The 17254-nt window shown below is 63.5% G+C and carries 16 protein-coding genes and 1 tRNA gene; 13 read left to right on the forward strand and 4 right to left on the reverse strand.

From position 1 onward, the window contains the following. Positions 1 to 4 precede the first annotated feature (4 nt). The 9 genes from HNQ95_RS02560 (at position 5) to HNQ95_RS02600 (ending at position 8723) form a co-directional block, all read left to right on the forward strand. Positions 5 to 832: a biotin--[acetyl-CoA-carboxylase] ligase gene (locus HNQ95_RS02560; RefSeq protein ID WP_154383890.1), complete on the forward strand. Its 828-nt coding sequence runs from the start codon at positions 5 to 7 to the stop codon at positions 830 to 832. A 22-nt stretch (positions 833 to 854) separates the two neighbouring features. Next, positions 855 to 2525 (forward strand): ribonuclease J, encoded by a 1671-nt coding sequence (locus tag HNQ95_RS02565; RefSeq protein WP_067960765.1) that lies wholly within the window; start codon positions 855 to 857, stop codon positions 2523 to 2525. 95 nt (positions 2526 to 2620) lie between these two features. Next, positions 2621 to 3025 (forward strand): methylmalonyl-CoA epimerase, encoded by a 405-nt coding sequence (gene mce, locus HNQ95_RS02570; protein ID WP_067960767.1) that lies wholly within the window; start codon positions 2621 to 2623, stop codon positions 3023 to 3025. Beyond that, on the forward strand, positions 3022 to 3291 hold the full coding sequence (locus HNQ95_RS02575; protein ID WP_067960771.1) for a DUF1467 family protein: 270 nt from the start codon (positions 3022 to 3024) through the stop codon (positions 3289 to 3291). The genes mce and HNQ95_RS02575 overlap by 4 nt, the downstream gene beginning before the upstream one ends. Before the next feature lie 463 nt (positions 3292 to 3754). After that, the gene (gene proS / locus HNQ95_RS02580; protein WP_067966358.1) at positions 3755 to 5083 is read left to right on the forward strand and encodes a proline--tRNA ligase; all 1329 of its coding nucleotides are present in this window, start codon (positions 3755 to 3757) and stop codon (positions 5081 to 5083) included. Further along, a complete protein-coding gene (locus tag HNQ95_RS02585) occupies positions 5080 to 6366 on the forward strand; it encodes a lipoprotein-releasing ABC transporter permease subunit (RefSeq protein WP_067960776.1) in 1287 nt (428 codons plus the stop codon). Before proS ends, HNQ95_RS02585 begins: the two co-directional genes overlap by 4 nt. Continuing rightward, on the forward strand, positions 6366 to 7049 hold the full coding sequence (locus HNQ95_RS02590; protein ID WP_067960781.1) for an ABC transporter ATP-binding protein: 684 nt from the start codon (positions 6366 to 6368) through the stop codon (positions 7047 to 7049). The genes HNQ95_RS02585 and HNQ95_RS02590 overlap by 1 nt, the downstream gene beginning before the upstream one ends. A gap of 241 nt (positions 7050 to 7290) precedes the next feature. Then, positions 7291 to 7440 (forward strand): hypothetical protein, encoded by a 150-nt coding sequence (locus HNQ95_RS02595; RefSeq protein ID WP_154383891.1) that lies wholly within the window; start codon positions 7291 to 7293, stop codon positions 7438 to 7440. Next, a complete protein-coding gene (locus HNQ95_RS02600; protein WP_067960784.1) occupies positions 7437 to 8723 on the forward strand; it encodes a lipoprotein-releasing ABC transporter permease subunit in 1287 nt (428 codons plus the stop codon). The genes HNQ95_RS02595 and HNQ95_RS02600 overlap by 4 nt, the downstream gene beginning before the upstream one ends. Before the next feature lie 552 nt (positions 8724 to 9275). Here HNQ95_RS02600 and lipB read toward each other — a convergent pair. Continuing rightward, the gene (gene lipB, locus HNQ95_RS02605) at positions 9276 to 10016 is read right to left on the reverse strand and encodes a lipoyl(octanoyl) transferase LipB (RefSeq protein WP_067960788.1); all 741 of its coding nucleotides are present in this window, start codon (positions 10014 to 10016) and stop codon (positions 9276 to 9278) included. A 209-nt stretch (positions 10017 to 10225) separates the two neighbouring features. Between lipB and HNQ95_RS02610 the strand changes: the two genes are divergently transcribed. Continuing rightward, positions 10226 to 10310 (forward strand) — tRNA-Leu (locus HNQ95_RS02610). A 107-nt stretch (positions 10311 to 10417) separates the two neighbouring features. On the opposite strand, the gene HNQ95_RS02615 is transcribed toward HNQ95_RS02610, so the two are convergent. The 3 genes from HNQ95_RS02615 to HNQ95_RS02625 form a co-directional block, all read right to left on the reverse strand. Then, positions 10418 to 11170: a glycosyltransferase family protein gene (locus HNQ95_RS02615; RefSeq protein WP_067960792.1), complete on the reverse strand. Its 753-nt coding sequence runs from the start codon at positions 11168 to 11170 to the stop codon at positions 10418 to 10420. After that, complete coding sequence (locus tag HNQ95_RS02620; protein ID WP_182573472.1) at positions 11167 to 12075, reverse strand: glycosyltransferase family 2 protein; 909 nt, start codon at positions 12073 to 12075, stop codon at positions 11167 to 11169. Before HNQ95_RS02620 ends, HNQ95_RS02615 begins: the two co-directional genes overlap by 4 nt. A 267-nt stretch (positions 12076 to 12342) precedes the next feature. Beyond that, positions 12343 to 14622, reverse strand: a complete 2280-nt coding sequence (locus tag HNQ95_RS02625; RefSeq protein WP_182573471.1) for a heavy metal translocating P-type ATPase — start codon at positions 14620 to 14622, stop codon at positions 12343 to 12345. A gap of 72 nt (positions 14623 to 14694) precedes the next feature. Here HNQ95_RS02625 and HNQ95_RS02630 point away from each other — a divergent pair, with 72 nt between their 5' ends. The 3 genes from HNQ95_RS02630 (at position 14695) to HNQ95_RS02640 (ending at position 17221) form a co-directional block, all read left to right on the forward strand. Next, positions 14695 to 15117, forward strand: coding sequence for a MerR family transcriptional regulator (locus HNQ95_RS02630; RefSeq protein WP_067960801.1), 423 nt, complete (start codon positions 14695 to 14697; stop codon positions 15115 to 15117). Positions 15118 to 15243: 126 nt separating this feature from the next. After that, on the forward strand, positions 15244 to 16674 hold the full coding sequence (gene mgtE, locus HNQ95_RS02635) for a magnesium transporter (protein ID WP_067960804.1): 1431 nt from the start codon (positions 15244 to 15246) through the stop codon (positions 16672 to 16674). 160 nt (positions 16675 to 16834) lie between these two features. Next, complete coding sequence (locus HNQ95_RS02640) at positions 16835 to 17221, forward strand: MerR family transcriptional regulator (RefSeq protein ID WP_055969316.1); 387 nt, start codon at positions 16835 to 16837, stop codon at positions 17219 to 17221. The last annotated feature ends 33 nt before the right edge of the window (positions 17222 to 17254 follow it).

Genomic DNA, 17254 nt, shown 5'->3' on the forward strand with positions numbered 1-17254 from the left:
CGGTATGGGGTTCCAGCTCGCACCGACAGCAACTGCCGACGGTTTCCGCCTCGAAGCCCATGACGCCGTGGGCTCGACCAACGCACTGGCGCTGGAACGGGCGATGGCCGGCGACCCTGGAAAACTCTGGGTCGTTTCGAAGAAACAGGAAAGCGGGCGTGGCCGACGTGGCCGCGCCTGGGCGACGCCGGAAGGCAATCTCGCAGCGACCCTGCTCAAGGTTCTCGACCACGACCTGCAATATGCGGCGACGCTTGGCTTCGTCGCCGGATTGGCGCTTGCCGATGCACTCGACGCAGTTGCGCCGAATGCGCGCTTTTCGGTCGGCGTCGACGGCGGCAGCGGGCAGGGCGTCAAGCGTTTCGAGCTGAAATGGCCGAACGACGTCTTGGCTTCCGGCGCCAAGCTTGCCGGCATCCTGCTTGAATCGACATTGCTCGGGCAAGGCAGGCTGGCGATCGCCATAGGCATCGGCGTCAATGTCGTGGCGCATCCGACCGAAGTGCCTTATCCCGCGACCTCGCTCGCCAGCCTGGGGGCAGGCGTCGATGCCGAGACCCTGTTCCTGGCGCTTTCCGATGCCTGGAGCGAGAACGAACGCATCTGGGCCGGCGGCAGGGGACTGGCGGCGATCCGCAAGCGCTGGCTTGGGCGCGCGGCCGGCCTCGGCAGCGAAGTCGCCGTGCGGATCGAGGGAAATGTGGTGCGCGGCGTCTTCGAGACCATCGACGAGGATTGCCGCTTCGTGATCCGTGACACTAAAGGTGAGGCGGTAAAGATCGCCGCCGGCGACGTGCATTTCGGCGCGGTTGCTTCGGCCGGCGCGGCCTGACAGGCCTGAAAGGATTTCTGGTATGGCTAAAGCGGAAAAAGCCGAGCTCGTATTCGTGCCGCTGGGCGGTGTCGGCGAGATCGGCATGAACTTCGCTCTCTATGGCTTCGGCCCGGCGAACAAGCGTGAATGGATCATCATCGACGTCGGCGTGACGTTCCCCGATGCGACGCTGCCCGGCGTCGACCTTGTGCTGCCCGACACGCGCTTCATCGAGGAGCAGCTGGAAAACCTCCGCGGCATCATCATCACGCATGCGCATGAAGACCATTATGGTGCGCTGCACGACACCTGGCCGAAGCTGAAGGCACCTGTGTGGATGACGCCGTTCGCCGCCGGCCTGCTGGAAGCCAAGCGCCAGTCGGAGCAGGGTGCGCCGAAGATCCCGGTGACTGTCTACCGTGCCGGCGAAAAATTCACCGTCGGTCCGTTCGAGATCGAGGCGATCGCTGTCAGCCATTCGATCCCGGAGCCCGTGTCGCTGGCGATCACCTCACCGGCCGGCACCGTGATCCATACCGGCGACTGGAAGATCGATCCCGCGCCCGAAATCGGCCCGATGACCGACGAGGCTCGCTTCCGCGCCTATGGCGACAAGGGCGTGCTGGCACTCGTCTGCGATTCGACCAATGCGCTGCGCGAGGGCGACTCGCCGTCCGAGCAGCAGGTCGGGCAGGGGCTGCGCAAGGTCATTGAGGAAGCCAAGGGCCGTGTCGCGGTCACGACCTTCTCGTCCAATGTCGGTCGCATCCGCTCGATCGCGGAAGCCGCGCGCGATGCCGGTCGACAGGTTCTCGTCATGGGCCGTTCGCTCAAGCGCGTCATCGACGTGTCGAGCGAACTCGGCTACATGGATGGGCTGCCCGAGTTCGTATCCGAAGAGGATTACGGCTACATTCCGCGCGAAAATCTCGTCGTCATCTGTACCGGCAGCCAGGGCGAGCCGCGCGCAGCACTCGCCAAGCTGGCGCGTGACGAGATGAAGTCGGTGGCGCTTTCGCCCGGCGACACCGTGGTGTTTTCCTCGCGCACCATTCCTGGTAACGAGAAGGCGATCCTCGAGATCAAGAACCTGCTCATCGACCAAGGCATCAAGATCATCGAGGACGGTGACGCGCTGGTCCACGTCTCCGGCCATCCACGCCGCTCGGAACTCAAGCGCATGTATGAGTGGGTTCGCCCGCGCATCGGCGTGCCGGTGCATGGCGAGGCCGCCCACCTTGTCGGTCAGGGTTCGTTGATGTCGCTGTCGGGCATTCCCGAGGTGGCGCAGATCCGCGACGGCGACATGCTGAGGCTGTGGCCGGGAGCTGCCGAGATCATCGACCAGGTGCCGTTCGGCCGCGTCTACAAGGATGGCAAGCTGATCGGTTCCGACGAGGCAATGGGCATTCGCGACCGGCGCAAGCTGTCGTTTGCCGGCCATGTTGCAGTCAACGTCGTGCTCGACGACAAGTACGAGCTCGCCGGCGACCCGGATCTGGTGGCGATCGGCGTCGCCGAAACCGATGCTGCCGGCGAAGATCTCGAGGAGCTGATGCTCGATGCGGCAATCGGCGCCGTGGACTCGATACCCCGCGCGCGGCGAAAAGACCTCGACCTGGTGCAGGAAGCCGTGCGTCGCGCTGTGCGCGGTGCCGCCAACGAAGCCTGGGGCAAGAAACCGCTGGTGACGGTGTTCGTCACGAGGTGAGCGGACAGGGAGTGGGGAATAGGCAACAGACGGCTGTTGTGGCCGTTTCGTCCTGTTCTGCGCTCACTGGTAGCCATTCGCTGGGATTTGGAACCATGCTTGGACGTCTCAACCACGTCGCGATCGCCGTGCCCGACCTCACAGCGGCAAGTGCTGTCTATCGCGATACGCTCGGCGCCAATGTCGGCGCGCCGCAGGCGCTGCCGGAGCATGGCGTGACCGTGGTCTTCATCGACGTCGGCAACACCAAGATCGAGCTGCTCGAGCCGCTGGGCGAGGGGTCGCCGATTGCGGCGTTCCTGGCCAAAAGCCCGTCGGGCGGCATGCACCATGTCTGCTACGAGGTTGACGACATTCTGGCCGCGCGCGACCGTCTCAAGGCGACGGGCGCTCGGGTGCTCGGCGACGGCAATCCGAAGATTGGGGCGCACGGCAAGCCGGTGCTGTTTCTCCACCCCAAGGATTTCCAGGGCACGCTGGTAGAACTGGAGCAGGTATGACCTGGGTATCACTCGCAGCGATGTATTTTGTCTTCTGGTGGCTGACCTTGTTCGCCATCCTGCCTTTTGGCCTGAAGACCCAGGACGACGACCGTGACGTGACGCTCGGCACGGAGGCAAGTGCGCCGCGTGGACCGCATATGCTGCGCGCTATGCTGTGGACGACGGTGGTGACCGCTGTGGTGATCGGGGCGTTCTATTTCGTCACCAAGGGGCTGGGCTACAGCTTCGACGATTTCCCGCAGTTCATTCCCGAGATCAATTGACGCATTCCTAGGGGAGGGGAACGCAGTTAGTGTTGCTTCTCAGCGAAGCAGCATAAGCTGATGATTGCCCAAAAAAAATGCAAGGCACGAAGCCTTGCAATTTAAACGCGTCCGATCTGCTTTCCGTTGCCGGCGGCAGCGAGTTATCGCGCCTAGATCGCATCCTCCCAAGACTTTGACCGCGTAGGAGAGCGGATTTTTTCTCCGCCCTCTCGGTTATCGGGGCACATTAGACCAAGCCGAAATGAATTGTCACGCGGAATTTTGCTTCCTGGCGGGCAATCCTGTGCTGCGTTGCACAATTGATTGGCAAGTGCCCTCGATCAACCACAAAGCGCATTGTGACGCTGCGTCGAAACGGCATGCGCGGGTTTTCATTCCGCCTTGAAATGGCTATGAAGCCCGTTCAAGCAAGCCTCCTTGTCATGCCGATTCCGGCATCACCGATTTCATGGAACATTCGATGCGTCTGTCGCGCTATTTCCTGCCCATCCTGAAAGAGAATCCCCGCGAGGCGGAGATCGTTTCGCACCGGTTGATGTTGCGCGCGGGCATGATCAGGCAGCAGGGCCAGGGCAGCTTCTCCTGGTTGCCGCTGGGCAAGCGTGTGCTCGACAAGATCTGCCGCATCGTGCGCGAGGAGCAGGACCGGGCAGGGGCGCTGGAAATCCTGATGCCGACCATCCAGTCGGCCGAGCTGTGGCGCGAAAGCGGCCGCTATGACGACTACGGCAAGGAGATGCTGCGCATCAAGGATCGCAACGAACGCGACATGCTGTTCGGCCCGACCAATGAAGAGATGGTCACGGAAATCTTCCGGTCCTACGTCAAGTCCTACAAGGATCTGCCGCTCAACCTGTACCACATACAGTGGAAGTTCCGCGACGAGATGCGTCCGCGCTTCGGCGTCATGCGTTCGCGCGAATTCCTGATGAAGGACGCCTACTCGTTCGACCTCGACTACGAAGGCGCGAAAGCTGCCTACAACCGCATGTTCGTTTCCTACCTGCGCACCTTCACCCGGATGGGCCTGCAGGCGATCCCGATGCGCGCCGACACCGGCCCGATCGGCGGCGATCTCAGCCACGAATTCATCATCCTGGCCGAGACGGGCGAAAGCCAGGTGTTCTGCCACCGCGACTACCTTGCTTTACCTGTGCCGGGCGCTGCGACCGATTTCGCCAATGACGGCGAGATCGACGGCATCGTCAAGCAGTGGACGACGCCTTATGCGGCAACCGAAGAGATGCATGACGAGGCCGCCTGGGCGGCGGTGCCCGAGGCCGACAAGGTATCGGCGCGCGGCATCGAGGTCGGCCACATCTTTCACTTCGGCGAGAAATATTCCAAGCCCATGGGCGCCAAGGTCATGGGCCCCGACGGCAAGGAGCATTTCGTGTCGATGGGCTCCTACGGCATCGGCCCGAGCCGCCTGATCGCAGCGATCATCGAGGCAAGCCACGACGAGAACGGCATCATCTGGCCGGAGGCCGTGGCGCCGTTCGACATCGGCCTGATCAACATGAAGGTCGGCGACGCCGACTGCGACCGCATCTGCGACGAGCTCTACAAGGCGTTCGAAGCGGCCGGCAAGGACGTGCTCTATGACGATACCGACCAGCGCGCGGGCGGCAAGTTCGCGACCGCCGATCTGATCGGCCTGCCCTGGCAGGTCATCGTCGGCCCGCGTGGTGCGGCTGCCGGCGAGGTCGAGATCAAGAACCGCAAGTCCGGCGAGCGCCTGACGCTGCCGGTGGCCGAGGCGCTGGCCAAGCTGGGCGCCAACGCATGAACCAGGCGGTGGCGGCGAAACCGGCAGGGGCTGGGCCTTTCTCGGTGTTCGAACGCATGGTGGCATGGCGCTACCTGCGTTCGAAGCGCAAGGAGACGGTGATTTCCGTCATCGCTTCGATCTCCTTCCTTGGCATCATGCTGGGTGTCGCCACGCTGATCGTGGTGATGGCGGTGATGAACGGTTTTCGCGCCGAGCTGCTGACCCGCATCCTTGGCGTCAACGGCCATCTTGTCGTAACCGCGACCGACACGCCGCTCGAGGATTATGCAGCGGTCGCTGACCGCATCAATGGCGTGGCGGGCGTGAAATACGCGATCCCGCTGGTCGAGGGCCAGGTGCTTGCCCAGGGCAATGTCGGCGCCGGTTCCGGCGCACTGGTGCGTGGCATCAGGGGCGACGACTTGGGCAAGGTGACCTTGGTCGCCAACAACATCAGGCAGGGTTCGATCGTTGGCTTCGACCAGGGCGAGGGCGTGGTGATCGGCAAGCGCATGGCCGAGAACATGGGGCTGGTGCTGGGCGATTCCATCCGGCTGATTTCGCCCGACGGCGACGTGACACCGATGGGAACGACGCCGAGAGCCAAGGCTTATCCGATCACCGGCATCTTCGAAGTCGGCATGTCGGAATATGACAGCTCGATTGTGTTCATGCCGCTCAACGAGGCGCAGCTCTACTTCAACTCCGAAGGCAAGGTCGGCTCGATCGAGATTTATGTCGACAATCCCGACAATGTCGACGCGCTGAAACCCAAGGTCGAGGAAGCGGCGCAACGGCCGATCTTCCTCACCGACTGGCGCGAGCGCAACCAGACCTTCTTTTCGGCGCTGCAGGTCGAGCGCAACGTCATGTTCATGATCCTGACGCTGATCGTGCTGGTGGCGGCGCTCAACATCATTTCCGGCCTGATCATGCTGGTGAAGGACAAGGGCCACGACATCGCCATCCTGCGCACGATGGGGGCGACACGCGGCGCGGTTATGCGAATCTTCCTGATGACGGGAGCTGCCATCGGCATGACCGGCACGCTCGCCGGCGTGCTGCTCGGCGTCGTCATCTGCCTCAATGTCGAGCGCATCAGGCAGTTCTTCTCCTGGCTGTCGGGCACCGTGCTGTTCAACCCCGAGCTCTATTTCCTCAGCCAGCTGCCGGCCAAGATGGACATGAGCGAGACCATCTCTGTTGTGCTGATGGCACTGGTGCTGTCGTTCCTGGCGACGCTGTTTCCGGCATGGCGGGCGGCAACGCTCGATCCGGTCGAAGCCCTGAGGTACGAATGATGGGCATCGAGCATGTCATCGAGCTCAAGGGCGTCGAGCGCCACTATGAGCAGGGTTCGCGCAAGCTGACGATCCTCAACAATGCCAGCTTCGCGCTGAAGCCCGGCGAGATGGTGGCGCTGGTGGCGCCTTCGGGTGCCGGCAAGTCGACGCTGCTGCACACAGCAGGGCTGCTCGAGCGGCCCGACGCCGGCGACGTCATCCTGAATGGGCGTGCCTGCGGGCGGCTGTCGGACGATGAGCGTACCGCCATCCGTCGCAACGACGTCGGCTTCGTCTATCAGTTCCATCACCTGCTGCCCGAATTCTCCGCGCAGGAGAATGTGATGATGCCGCAACTGGTGAAGGGCCTGTCGCGCAAAGAAGCGGCCGAGCGTGCCGGTATGCTGCTCGACTATATGAAGATCGGCAAGCGGGCGCAGCATAGGCCGTCGGAGCTGTCAGGCGGCGAACAGCAGCGTGTGGCGATTGCACGCGCGGTGGCCAATGCGCCGCTGGTGCTTTTGGCCGACGAGCCGACCGGCAATCTCGATCCGGTGACGGCGGGTTATGTCTTCGACGCGCTTTCAGCACTTGTGCGGCAGTCGGGCTTGGCGGCCCTGATCGCCACCCACAACCACGAGCTTGCAGGACGCATGGATCGTCGCGTTACGCTTTCCGAAGGCAAGATCGTGCCCTTGTAGGGCTGCCTTTCTTCCGTCCACGGTGTCTCCAGAAGCGAGCTGCTGCCCGCTTCGCATCTCGTGCGGTCCGTTACCGCTGGTGGTCCGCGGCCCTTCTCACAAGGCAGGCTAACGCGGCCGCATGCTCTGCGGTTGCCTCGCGCCCGCGAGTTTCCATTCCGCCACGAAATGGCTATGAAGCCTGTGCACTGAAGCTGTGCGCCGATTCCGGCGCAACGTTCCTCATTTTTCGGACCAGCCCATGCGTTTGTCGTGCAGTTTCCTGCCCCGGCAGGTCATCGTCGGACCGCGTCGTGTTGCCGCCGGCGAGGTCGAAATCAACCGCAAGAGCGACACGCGCGAAACGGTGCGACTGGCCAGCACCCTCCAGCGCCTGGGCGTTGCCGCATGAGCCAGACAAGCGCAGCCAAGCCGGCAGGCGCCGGACCTTTTTCGACTTTCGAGCGCATGGTGGCGTGGCGCTATCTGCGCTCGCGTCGCAACGAAACGATGGTATCGGTGATCGCCTCGATCTCTTTCCTTGGCATCATGCTGGGTGTCGCCACGCTGATTGTCGTGATGGCGGTGTTGAACGGTTTCCGAGCGGAGTTGCTTTCGCGGATTCTTGGCATCAACGGCCATCTCATCGTCACGCCGGTCGATTTGCCGCTGGAGGACTATGCCGAGCTTGCCAAGCGGATCAATGGTGTCCCAGGCGTCAAATACGCCATTCCAATGGTCGAAGGTCAGGTGCTGGCACGGGGCAATGTCGGCGCCGGTTCCGGCGCGCTGGTGCGCGGCATCCGCGGAGAGGATCTCGGCAAGATCACGCTGGTTGCCAATAACATCAAACAGGGGGGCATCGCCGGTTTCGATACGGCCGGCGGCGTCGCAATCGGCAGCCGCATGGCTAGGAATCACGGCCTGGCGCTGGGCGACATCATTACGGTGATCGCGCCTGACGGCGATGTCAGTCAGCTTGGCACGACGCCACGCCTGCAAGGCTATGCGGTCACGGCGATCTTCGAAGTCGGCATGTCGGAATACGACGCCTCGATCGTGTTCATGCCGTTGTCTGAAGCGCAGACGTACTTCAACTCCGAAGGCAAGGCGCAGAGCCTCGAGGTCTATCTCGACGATCCCGACAATGTTGACGCGATCAGGTCCAAGGTGGAGGAGGCGGTACAGCGGCCGATCTTCCTGACCGACTGGCGCGAGCGCAACCAGACCTTCTTTTCGGCGCTGCAGGTCCAGCGCAACGTCATGTTCATGATCCTGACGCTGATCGTGCTGGTGGCGGCGCTCAACATCATTTCCGGCCTGATCATGCTGGTGAAGGACAAGGGCCACGACATCGCCATCCTGCGCACGATGGGGGCGACACGCGGTGCGGTGATGCGCATCTTCCTGATGACGGGAGCTGCCATCGGCATGACCGGCACGCTCGCCGGCGTGATGCTCGGCGTGGTCATCTGCCTCAATGTCGAGCGCATCAGGCAGTTCTTTTCCTGGCTGTCGGGTACCGTGCTGTTCAACCCCGAGCTCTATTTCCTCAGCCAGCTGCCGGCCAAGATGGATGTCGGCGAGACCATCTCGGTGGTGCTGATGGCACTGGTGCTGTCGTTCCTGGCGACGTTGGTTCCGGCATGGCGGGCGGCCGCGCTCGATCCGGTCGAAGCCCTGAGGTATGAATGATGGGCATCGAGCATGTCATCGAGCTCAAGGGCGTCGAGCGCCACTGACGCTTGCTGAAGACGCCCGGCGCTTGAGCCGGACGAATCTGTTCTCAACCGCTGTCCCTATCGCCTGATGACGCCGTTGCCTGTTCGTTAACGGGCGAAGGTCTCGGTTCGCCTGGATAAACCCTTCATTTACTGTCGAATCGGTTGCGGCGAGTGGCTGCTGCCGGATGCAATGGCTCGCGTTGACATTTGAACAAAAATAGAACAAATTACGAACATATTAAAAACAGGAGCAACAGATGACCGAGCTGGTACAGGATGTCATTTCGATGGTCTGCATGAGCACCTTCCTTGTCACCATGGCTGTGTGGATCGGCGCACTCTGATTGGAGTGCCTGATGAGCAGCGCGAGCTGAATCCCAACCTGAAACAGGGCACCGGGTTAACTCGATGCCGACACCGTGCGGGCTGAAATCGCCAAGACGGAAAAGACTGAGCCAGCGCCGCCTGGCGCAAAATGAGTTGAATCAAGCGCGGATCGCAGCTGCCGCGCGGGAAGGCGGCCTCAGGCCGTCTTCCGGACAGCGGTCGCGGTGGTTTCGGCCGGCCCGAATATCTCTTCGAAGGCAGTTTTAAGCGCGACATCCAGGTCATCAATGGTCACCGGTAGGCCAAGGTCGACGAGGCTGGTAACGCCGTGGTCGGTGACGCCGCACGGCACGATGCCGGAGAAATGGCCGAGCTCCGGTTCGACGTTGATGGCGATGCCGTGGAAACTGACCCAGCGGCGAAGACGGATGCCGATGGCTGCGATCTTGTCTTCCGCCGGCGAGCCGTCAGGCAGGGCCGGGCGGTCGGGCCGCACCACCCAGACGCCGACGCGGTCCTCGCGCCGTTCGCCCTTCACGTTGAAGGCGGCAAGCGCCGAAATGATCCAGGCTTCGAGTGCCGCAACGAAGGCGCGGACGTCCTCGCGCCTTCGCTTGAGGTCGAGCATGACATAGGCCACGCGTTGGCCGGGCCCATGATAGGTGTATTCGCCACCTCGCCCGGTCTTGAAGACGGGAAACCGGTCGGGCTCGACAAGGTCCTGTTCCTGGGCGCTGGTGCCGGCGGTGTAAACAGGCGGGTGCTCGACAAGCCAGACCATCTCGCCTGATGTGCCCTGGCGAATCGCATCTGCGCGCTGTTCCATGAAGGCGAGCGCCTGATCGTAGGGCGTCAGGCCTGGTTCGATTCGCCATTCGACCGGTGCTGAACCGGGAAGGGCAAGAAACGACGTGGCGATCAGGCTGCGTTCGGTCATTCTGGGGGTCCGTTCGTCGACCTGATATGGCGGCTTGGGGATAAAACGTCCAGTGGTCAGGCTTAGAAAGCCGGCTATCGCAGCCTCCGTCATGCGGCTTCCCTTGGGGTATGCAAGAATGATGGACGAATATCGCACAGGGCGCTTGTTTCCCCGGAAACGATTTGCTACATGCCGCGAGCCGGTTCGGACCGGCCCTTCGTGACAGTGCGGTCGTGGCGGAATTGGTAGACGCGCAGCGTTGAGGTCGCTGTGGGGCAACCCGTGGAAGTTCGAGTCTTCTCGACCGCACCAGTCACTCCTAAGCGGAAATATCCGCTTCACCGGCCAGACGTGCCGGCAGGCTGAAAAGCCGGAAACTCCTCAATCATCAAACACGTGCAGGATGTTGACGGCCGTTTTTAAGGTTCCGTCTGAACTGCTGCAGCCAAGTCGGCCATCCACAAGCCTCCGTCATCATGATGTGGCGGCGCGTAGGCGCGGCCCTGCGGAATCGTTTCGAAGCGGGCGTCTTGCTCGTCTGCAAGATAGTCGTAGCCGATCGGCTGGTCGCGAAGCTCCGGATCGAGATGATTGTAGAGATCCCGGCGTGCCAACCGTCTGGCCGGGGCGATCATCTTGAGATGATAGAGGTTCAGGTCGCAGTGCCGCTCGAGATAGCGGCCGTCGCGCGGATACCAGCATGCATGCATGCCACGGTCGGGCAGTTCGGCTGCATCAAAGACGGGGAAGAGCCGGTAGCGGACCTTCTGGCCCCAGATGCCGTCGATGCGATAGGCGTCTGGCTCGTAGAGTTCGCGCAGGTTGAAGCCCCAGGCCGTCGGCTTGCGCGGATACAGCAGCCTTCGAATGGCGGTCGCAGCGCCGATCTCGAATCGCTCGTCCGGATCCATGGCAAGAATCCAGTCGGCGCCGGCGGCCCGCGCAGCGCCGATGAGGGTGCGCTGGCGCTCGAACTCGCTGCTGACAATCCCGGTGGAGGCGCGGTCGTCCAGCGCGACCCAGCCGTCGACGATCGGATCGATGTTGGTCAGCAGGTCGGGCACCAGATGGGCGTCGTAGCGGTAGCTGAAAACGGCAAGTACCGTCTGCCGGCGGCGGAAAAGATCGCGCCAACGGCGTCGGCGCTGTGGCTTGGCCGTGACGGTGATCATGGCCGCACCCCGTGCCTGCTGAGGGGAGCGATGACAGATTTGTCCCTGCTGTCGGCCGCCATCAAAACGCCGGCGGCCTTGGCGAGCAGGCTGAGCCGCAGGATGGGCATGGCCCGCAGCGTCTGGATCAGTTCGTCGCCGGAGAGCCCCGCCATGGCCAACTGGCGGGCGGGGCGGTGCTGGCGCAGCACATCGCGGGCGATCTTGCGCAAGGATTTGCCGGACAGCCGGTGCATTTCGCGGCCGTAGTTGGTACCGCGCTGATACTGGTCGATCAGCAAGCGCAAGATCCTCGTTTCGTTGAGGTGAACCGTTCTTATGTCGCCATCCCAGGCCGGCTTGAGCTCGGCGGGCAGGCGCAACAGGAATTCGCTGTCCTCGCCGGTCGCCATCGTCTCGTCATAGAGGCCATGACGCGCAAACAGGCCGCGCTCGAAGGAGGCGCCATAGCGAATAGCCTGTTCCTCCGGCAATCCGGGCAGGCGGCGCATGAACAGGCTGAGATGGGCGGCGCAGGCGACCAGATTTTGCGGCTTGCTGTTTATCACAGCACTGGCGACGACAGGCGCGCCGGCCTTATGGCGTGCAAGGCGGCGCTCGACCCAGCCGGGTGCGGCGCGGCAATCATCGGCGAGGAAGGCGACGTAGGGCGCCCTGGTTCGTTCGATGCCGCGGTTTCTGGCGGCACCGACATAAAGGCGCTCCTCGAATTCGACGAAAGCGACGTCGAGGCCGTGGCGGCGGAGCAGGGCGCCGATGTCACCGCCGCCGGAATTGACGACGAGAATGTCGGTCGCCACTGACTGTTCGCGCAATGAGCGGACGGCGCCGACGATTTCCGCCGGGGCCCGGTAGCCAATGACGATGGTGGCAAGTTCAGGGGCAGGTGCTGGTTGTGACGACATTCAGTGCGCGCATGTTATCCACGGTACACTGCGATCGTCCCTTCGCAATGCAGGGACGATAACACACATTCCGTCGCGCTCAAGTCGTGGTGTCTGTCTTAAGGGCCGACGCCATGCGAACAGGGCGTGGCGTCGGCGGTGACGTGCGCCGCATCGCCGCCGGCCAGGCGGCGATGCCCAGGGATGGTGGAGCCGGGCAAGCTCGCGAGCTGAAGCAGTGTGCCGGGGCGGCTCTGCGCGCTTGAGACCTAGCAGAGCCGGCTTTCGTCAGCGCCCGCGCCAGGCGAGCAGGCGCATTGCGTTTGCGGTGACCAGCACGGTCGCGCCTGTGTCGGCCAGGATCGCCGGCCACAGGCCGGTGATGCCCATGATTGTCGTCACCAGGAAGACCGCCTTGAGGCCGAGCGCGATGGTGATGTTCTGGGCGATGTTGCCCATCACTGTCCTGGACAGTGCGATCATGTCGGGGATGTCGCTGACGCGGCCATGCAGGATCGCGGCGTCGGCCGTTTCGAGCGCGACATCTGTGCCCCCGCCCATGGCGACGCCGAAGTCGGCCGCGGCCAGAGCAGGGGCGTCGTTGATGCCGTCACCGACCTTGGCGACGACCTGGCCCTGCTTCTGCAGTTCGCGCACGATGCGCTGCTTGTCGTCTGGCATCAACCCGGCGCGGACGTTGATGCCGAGTCCCTTGCCGATGGCTTTGGCAGTGGCCTCGTTGTCGCCGGTCAGCATGACTGTGGCGATGCCATCGTCCTTGAGCCGGGCGAGAGCGGCGATGGCATCGGCGCGCGGCTCGTCGCGCATGGCGAGAATGCCCGCGACCCTGCCGTCGACGAGCAGCACCGAGACTGTTTTGCCGTCGGCATTGAAGGCAGCGATCCGCGCCTTTTGTTCGGCTGACAGCCCGGCCATTTCTTCGGCAGCACCAGGTGAGGCGAGGAAAACCTCCTCGCCGCCGACCCTGGCTGTCACGCCCTTGCCGGCGATGGCCTTGGCGGCATTGGCCGGTGGTATTGGCACGCCATCGGCCTTGGCGCGCCCGAGGATGGCCAGCGCCAGTGGATGGCTGGAGCCTGTTTCCAATGCGGCGGCGCGCGACAGGACATTGGCCTCGGAGAGGCTGATGCCGATGATGTCGGTGACTTTCGGCTTGCCTTCGGTCAGCGTGCCTGTCTTGTCGAGCGCGACCGTGGTGACGCGGCGCATGCCTTCGAGCACGGCGCCGCCCTTGAGCAGCAGGCCGCGGCGGGCGCCGGCAGACAGGCCGGCGGCGATCGCGGCAGGCGTCGAGATGACCAGCGCGCAGGGACAGCCGATCAGCAGGATGGCGAGGCCCTTGTAGATCCACTCCGACCAGTCGCCGCCGGCAACCAAAGGCGGCAGGATGGCGACCAGCGCGCCGACGACGAGGACCGCAGGGGTGTAATAGCGCGAGAAGCTGTCGATGAAGCGCTCGGTCGGCGCCTTGCTTTCCTGCGCTTCCTCGACCAGCTTGATGACGCGGGCAATGGTGTTGTCGGCGGCAGCTGCGGTAACGCGGACCCGGAGCACCGCATCGGTGTTGATCGTGCCGGCAAAGACGTCGTCGCCTGCACTCTTCGACTTGGGCACGCTCTCCCCGGTGACAGGGGCTTCGTCGAGCGTGCTCGATCCTTCGACGATTGTGCCGTCGGCGGCAACGCGGTCGCCCGGCCGGACCAGCATGATCGCGCCGACCTGAAGCGTGTCGGCGGCTACTTCGCGCGTCGTGCCACCTTCCTCGACCAGGGCGGTCTTGGGAACGAGGTCGGCCAGGCCGCGAATGCTGGCGCGTGCGCGGCGGGCGGCGACGCCTTCGAGCAATTCGCCGATGAGAAACAGCAGGACGACCATCGTTGCTTCTTCGGTCGCGCCGATGAACACCGCGCCGACGGCGGCGATGGTCATCAAGGTCTCGATGGAGAACGGCGTGCCCGATATGGCACCGGCATAAGCACGGCGGGCGACCGGCACCAGGCCGACCGCAAGTGCTGCCAGAAAAGCCCAATGCCCGATTTGCGGCAAGAGCTGGCCGATGGCGTAGGCGGCGACAAGTGCTGCACCGCAGGTGATGGTGAGCTTGGCCTTGCGCGATTTCCACCACGGGCCGTCGTCGAGGTCGAAATGATCGTGGCCGGCCCCGGCAACATTTGCCGCCGCCGCGCCATGGTCGTGTCCGGAATGGTCGCCATGATCGTGGCCGGAATGGTCGTGACCTGCATGGTCATGGCCGACGTGGTCGTGGCTGCAGTTCGGGCCGTGCTCATGGACATGAGCCGTCGGTGCCGCGGTCCTGGCTGCGCCCACTTCGGCAACCGAGTAGCCAAGCGCCTTCACCTGTTTCGAGATGGCGGCGGAGGGGGCGGGGCCCTGATGGGTGACGATCATGGTGCCGGCCGACACCGAAATGCCGACCTCGGTGATGCCGGGCAGGCGGCTGACCGCGTTTACGATCTTGGTCGCGCAAGAGGCGCAATCCATGCCGCCGACGCGGAAGCGTGTCTTGCCGTGGCTGGCGTCGTTCATTTCAGGTCCTTTCAATCCTATATGAAGCGATGCTAGAATCTCTAGCCACTAGAGGATCAAGAGGATTTTTCGATGAATCTGCCGATTGGCGAATTGGCGCGGCGAACCGGTGTCAAAGTGCCGACGATCCGCTTCTACGAACAGATTGGGCTGATCGCCGCGCCGCCGCGCACCGAGGGCAACCAGCGCCGCTATGGCAAGACCGAGATCGACCGGCTGAATTTCATCCGCCACGCCCGAGAACTCGGCTTCGAAGTCGATCACATCCGCGAACTGCTTGCCATGTCACAGGAGCCGCAGGCCTCCTGTCATCAGGCCGACAGCATCGCCCAGTCGCATCTGCTTGAGGTCGACCGTCGCATCGAGAAGCTCAGGCGGCTGCGCGGCGAGCTCGCCCGCATGATCGACGAGTGCGGCCATGGCCGTATCTGCGACTGCCGCATCATCGAGGTTCTGGCCGATCACGGCCACTGCGCCGCCGATCATGTGGCCTGATTGAGACAGGCGCGCGCCGCCTGTTCGAAGTGCTGCGTCCGGGCCGTATTTCATTTGATATTCCGGCCCTTTGCGGGCTAGGGATAACCCACCTCGAATCCCGAAATCCGCAAGCGGGAAGCGCCGATGGAAGCCCGACACGACCATAGCCACGGCGCCGACGCCGCTGACGCTGTCCGCGCCGAAATCTATGGCGATGACGGGGTGATTCTCGCGCCGTTCCTGGCCCATATCGGGGCGGCGATTGCCGATCGCGATACGCTGACGCTGAAGCGCGACGTCTCCGTCCTGCACCAGTCCGAACTTGGCGACCTGCTGGAGGCGCTGCTGCCGGAACAGCGGCTGGCGCTTGTCGAACTGATGGGCTCGGACTTCGACTTCTCGGCGCTGACCGAGGTCGACGATGCGATCCGCCTCGACATCGTCGACAACCTGCCCAACGAGCAGATCGCCCAGGCCGTCCAGGAACTCGATTCCGACGACGCGGTCTACATTCTCGAGGATCTCGACACCGAGGACCAGGACGAGATCCTGGCGCAGCTGCCGTTCACCGAACGCATCCGGCTGCGCCGTTCGCTCGACTATCCCGAGGAATCGGCCGGCCGGCGCATGCAGACCGAGTTCGTCGCCGTGCCGCCTTTCTGGAGCATAGGCCAGACGATCGACTATCTGCGCGACGACAAGGATCTGCCTGACCGCTTCAGCCAGGTCTTCGTCATCGACCCGACCTTCAAGCTGCTCGGCGCTGTCGACCTCGACCAGATCCTGCGCACCAAGCGCGCAGTCAAGATCGAAGAGGTGATGCACGAGACGCGCCATGCCATTCCTGCAACGATGGATCAGGAAGAGGCGGCGCGCGAATTCGAGCAATACGATCTGCTTTCCGCTGCCGTCGTCGACGAGAACGAGCGTCTTGTCGGCGTGCTGACCATCGACGATGTCGTCGACGTCATCCAGCAGGAGGCCGAGGAAGATCTGCTGCGCATGGGCGGTGTCGGCGACGAAGAGCTGTCCGACACGGTGGCGGCGACGTCGCGTTCGCGCGTGCCCTGGCTGCTGGTCAATCTCGGCACCGCTTTCATCTCGGCATCCGTCATCAGCCAGTTCGGCGCGACGATCGAGGAAATGGTGGCACTGGCGGCGCTAATGCCAATCGTCGCCTCGCTCGGCGGCAATGCCGGAACGCAGACGATGACGGTGACGGTGCGCGCACTCGCGACCCGCGACCTCGACATCTACAATGCCGGCCGCGTCATTCGCCGCGAGGTGATGGTCGGTCTGCTCAACGGCGCGGTCATCGCGACCATCCTCGGCCTCGTTGCCGGCCTGTGGTTCCACAATCCGGACCTCGGCTTTGTCATTGCTGCGGCGATGATCCTCAACATGCTGGCGGCGGCACTTGGCGGAATCCTCATTCCGTTGCTGCTCGACAAATTCGGCGCCGATCCGGCGATCTCGTCATCGATCTTCACGACGATGATCACTGACGTCATCGGCTTCCTGGCCTTCCTCAGTCTCGCCACCTGGTGGCTGCATCTCGGAGCCGCTCCGGGATAGTTGTGCTCGATTGACTTTTACGTAAATCGCGTGCCAGACTCCGCAAGGGATCGGTGACGGTTCCTCGGCTTGCGCGGATCAGTCGCGCGGCATGATCGCCTCGGCTAGTGCCCGGCATGAATTTGAGGCGGGGCGATAGCGTCCGCCGGGTGGAGAGACGATGCGGGAATATTACTCGATTACCGAACTGACCCGGGAATTCGACATTTCGACGCGCACGCTGCGCTTCTACGAGGACGAGGGGCTGGTCCAGCCCGTCCGCCGTGGCCGCACCCGCCTGTTCAGACCATCCGATCGGCATCTCATTCGCCAGATCATGCGCGGCAAAAGGCTCGGCTTCTCGATCAACGAGATCCGCGAGATCATCCAGATGTATCGCGAGCCGCCCGGCGAAGTCGGTCAACTCAAGCTGATGATCAAGCGCATCGAGGAGAAGCGCGAGGACCTGCGCCAGAAGCGCCGCGACCTCGAGGAGACGCTGGCCGAGCTCGACCAGGCCGAGGAATCCTGCGTCGAGCGGCTGGTCGAACTCGGCGTCAACACCTGACGCCCGATCCGGTCACGCTCTGCGGGCGGCAGC

This window comes from Aminobacter ciceronei, from assembly GCF_014138625.1.
In the GTDB taxonomy this organism is placed as follows: Bacteria; Pseudomonadota; Alphaproteobacteria; order Rhizobiales; family Rhizobiaceae; genus Aminobacter; species Aminobacter ciceronei.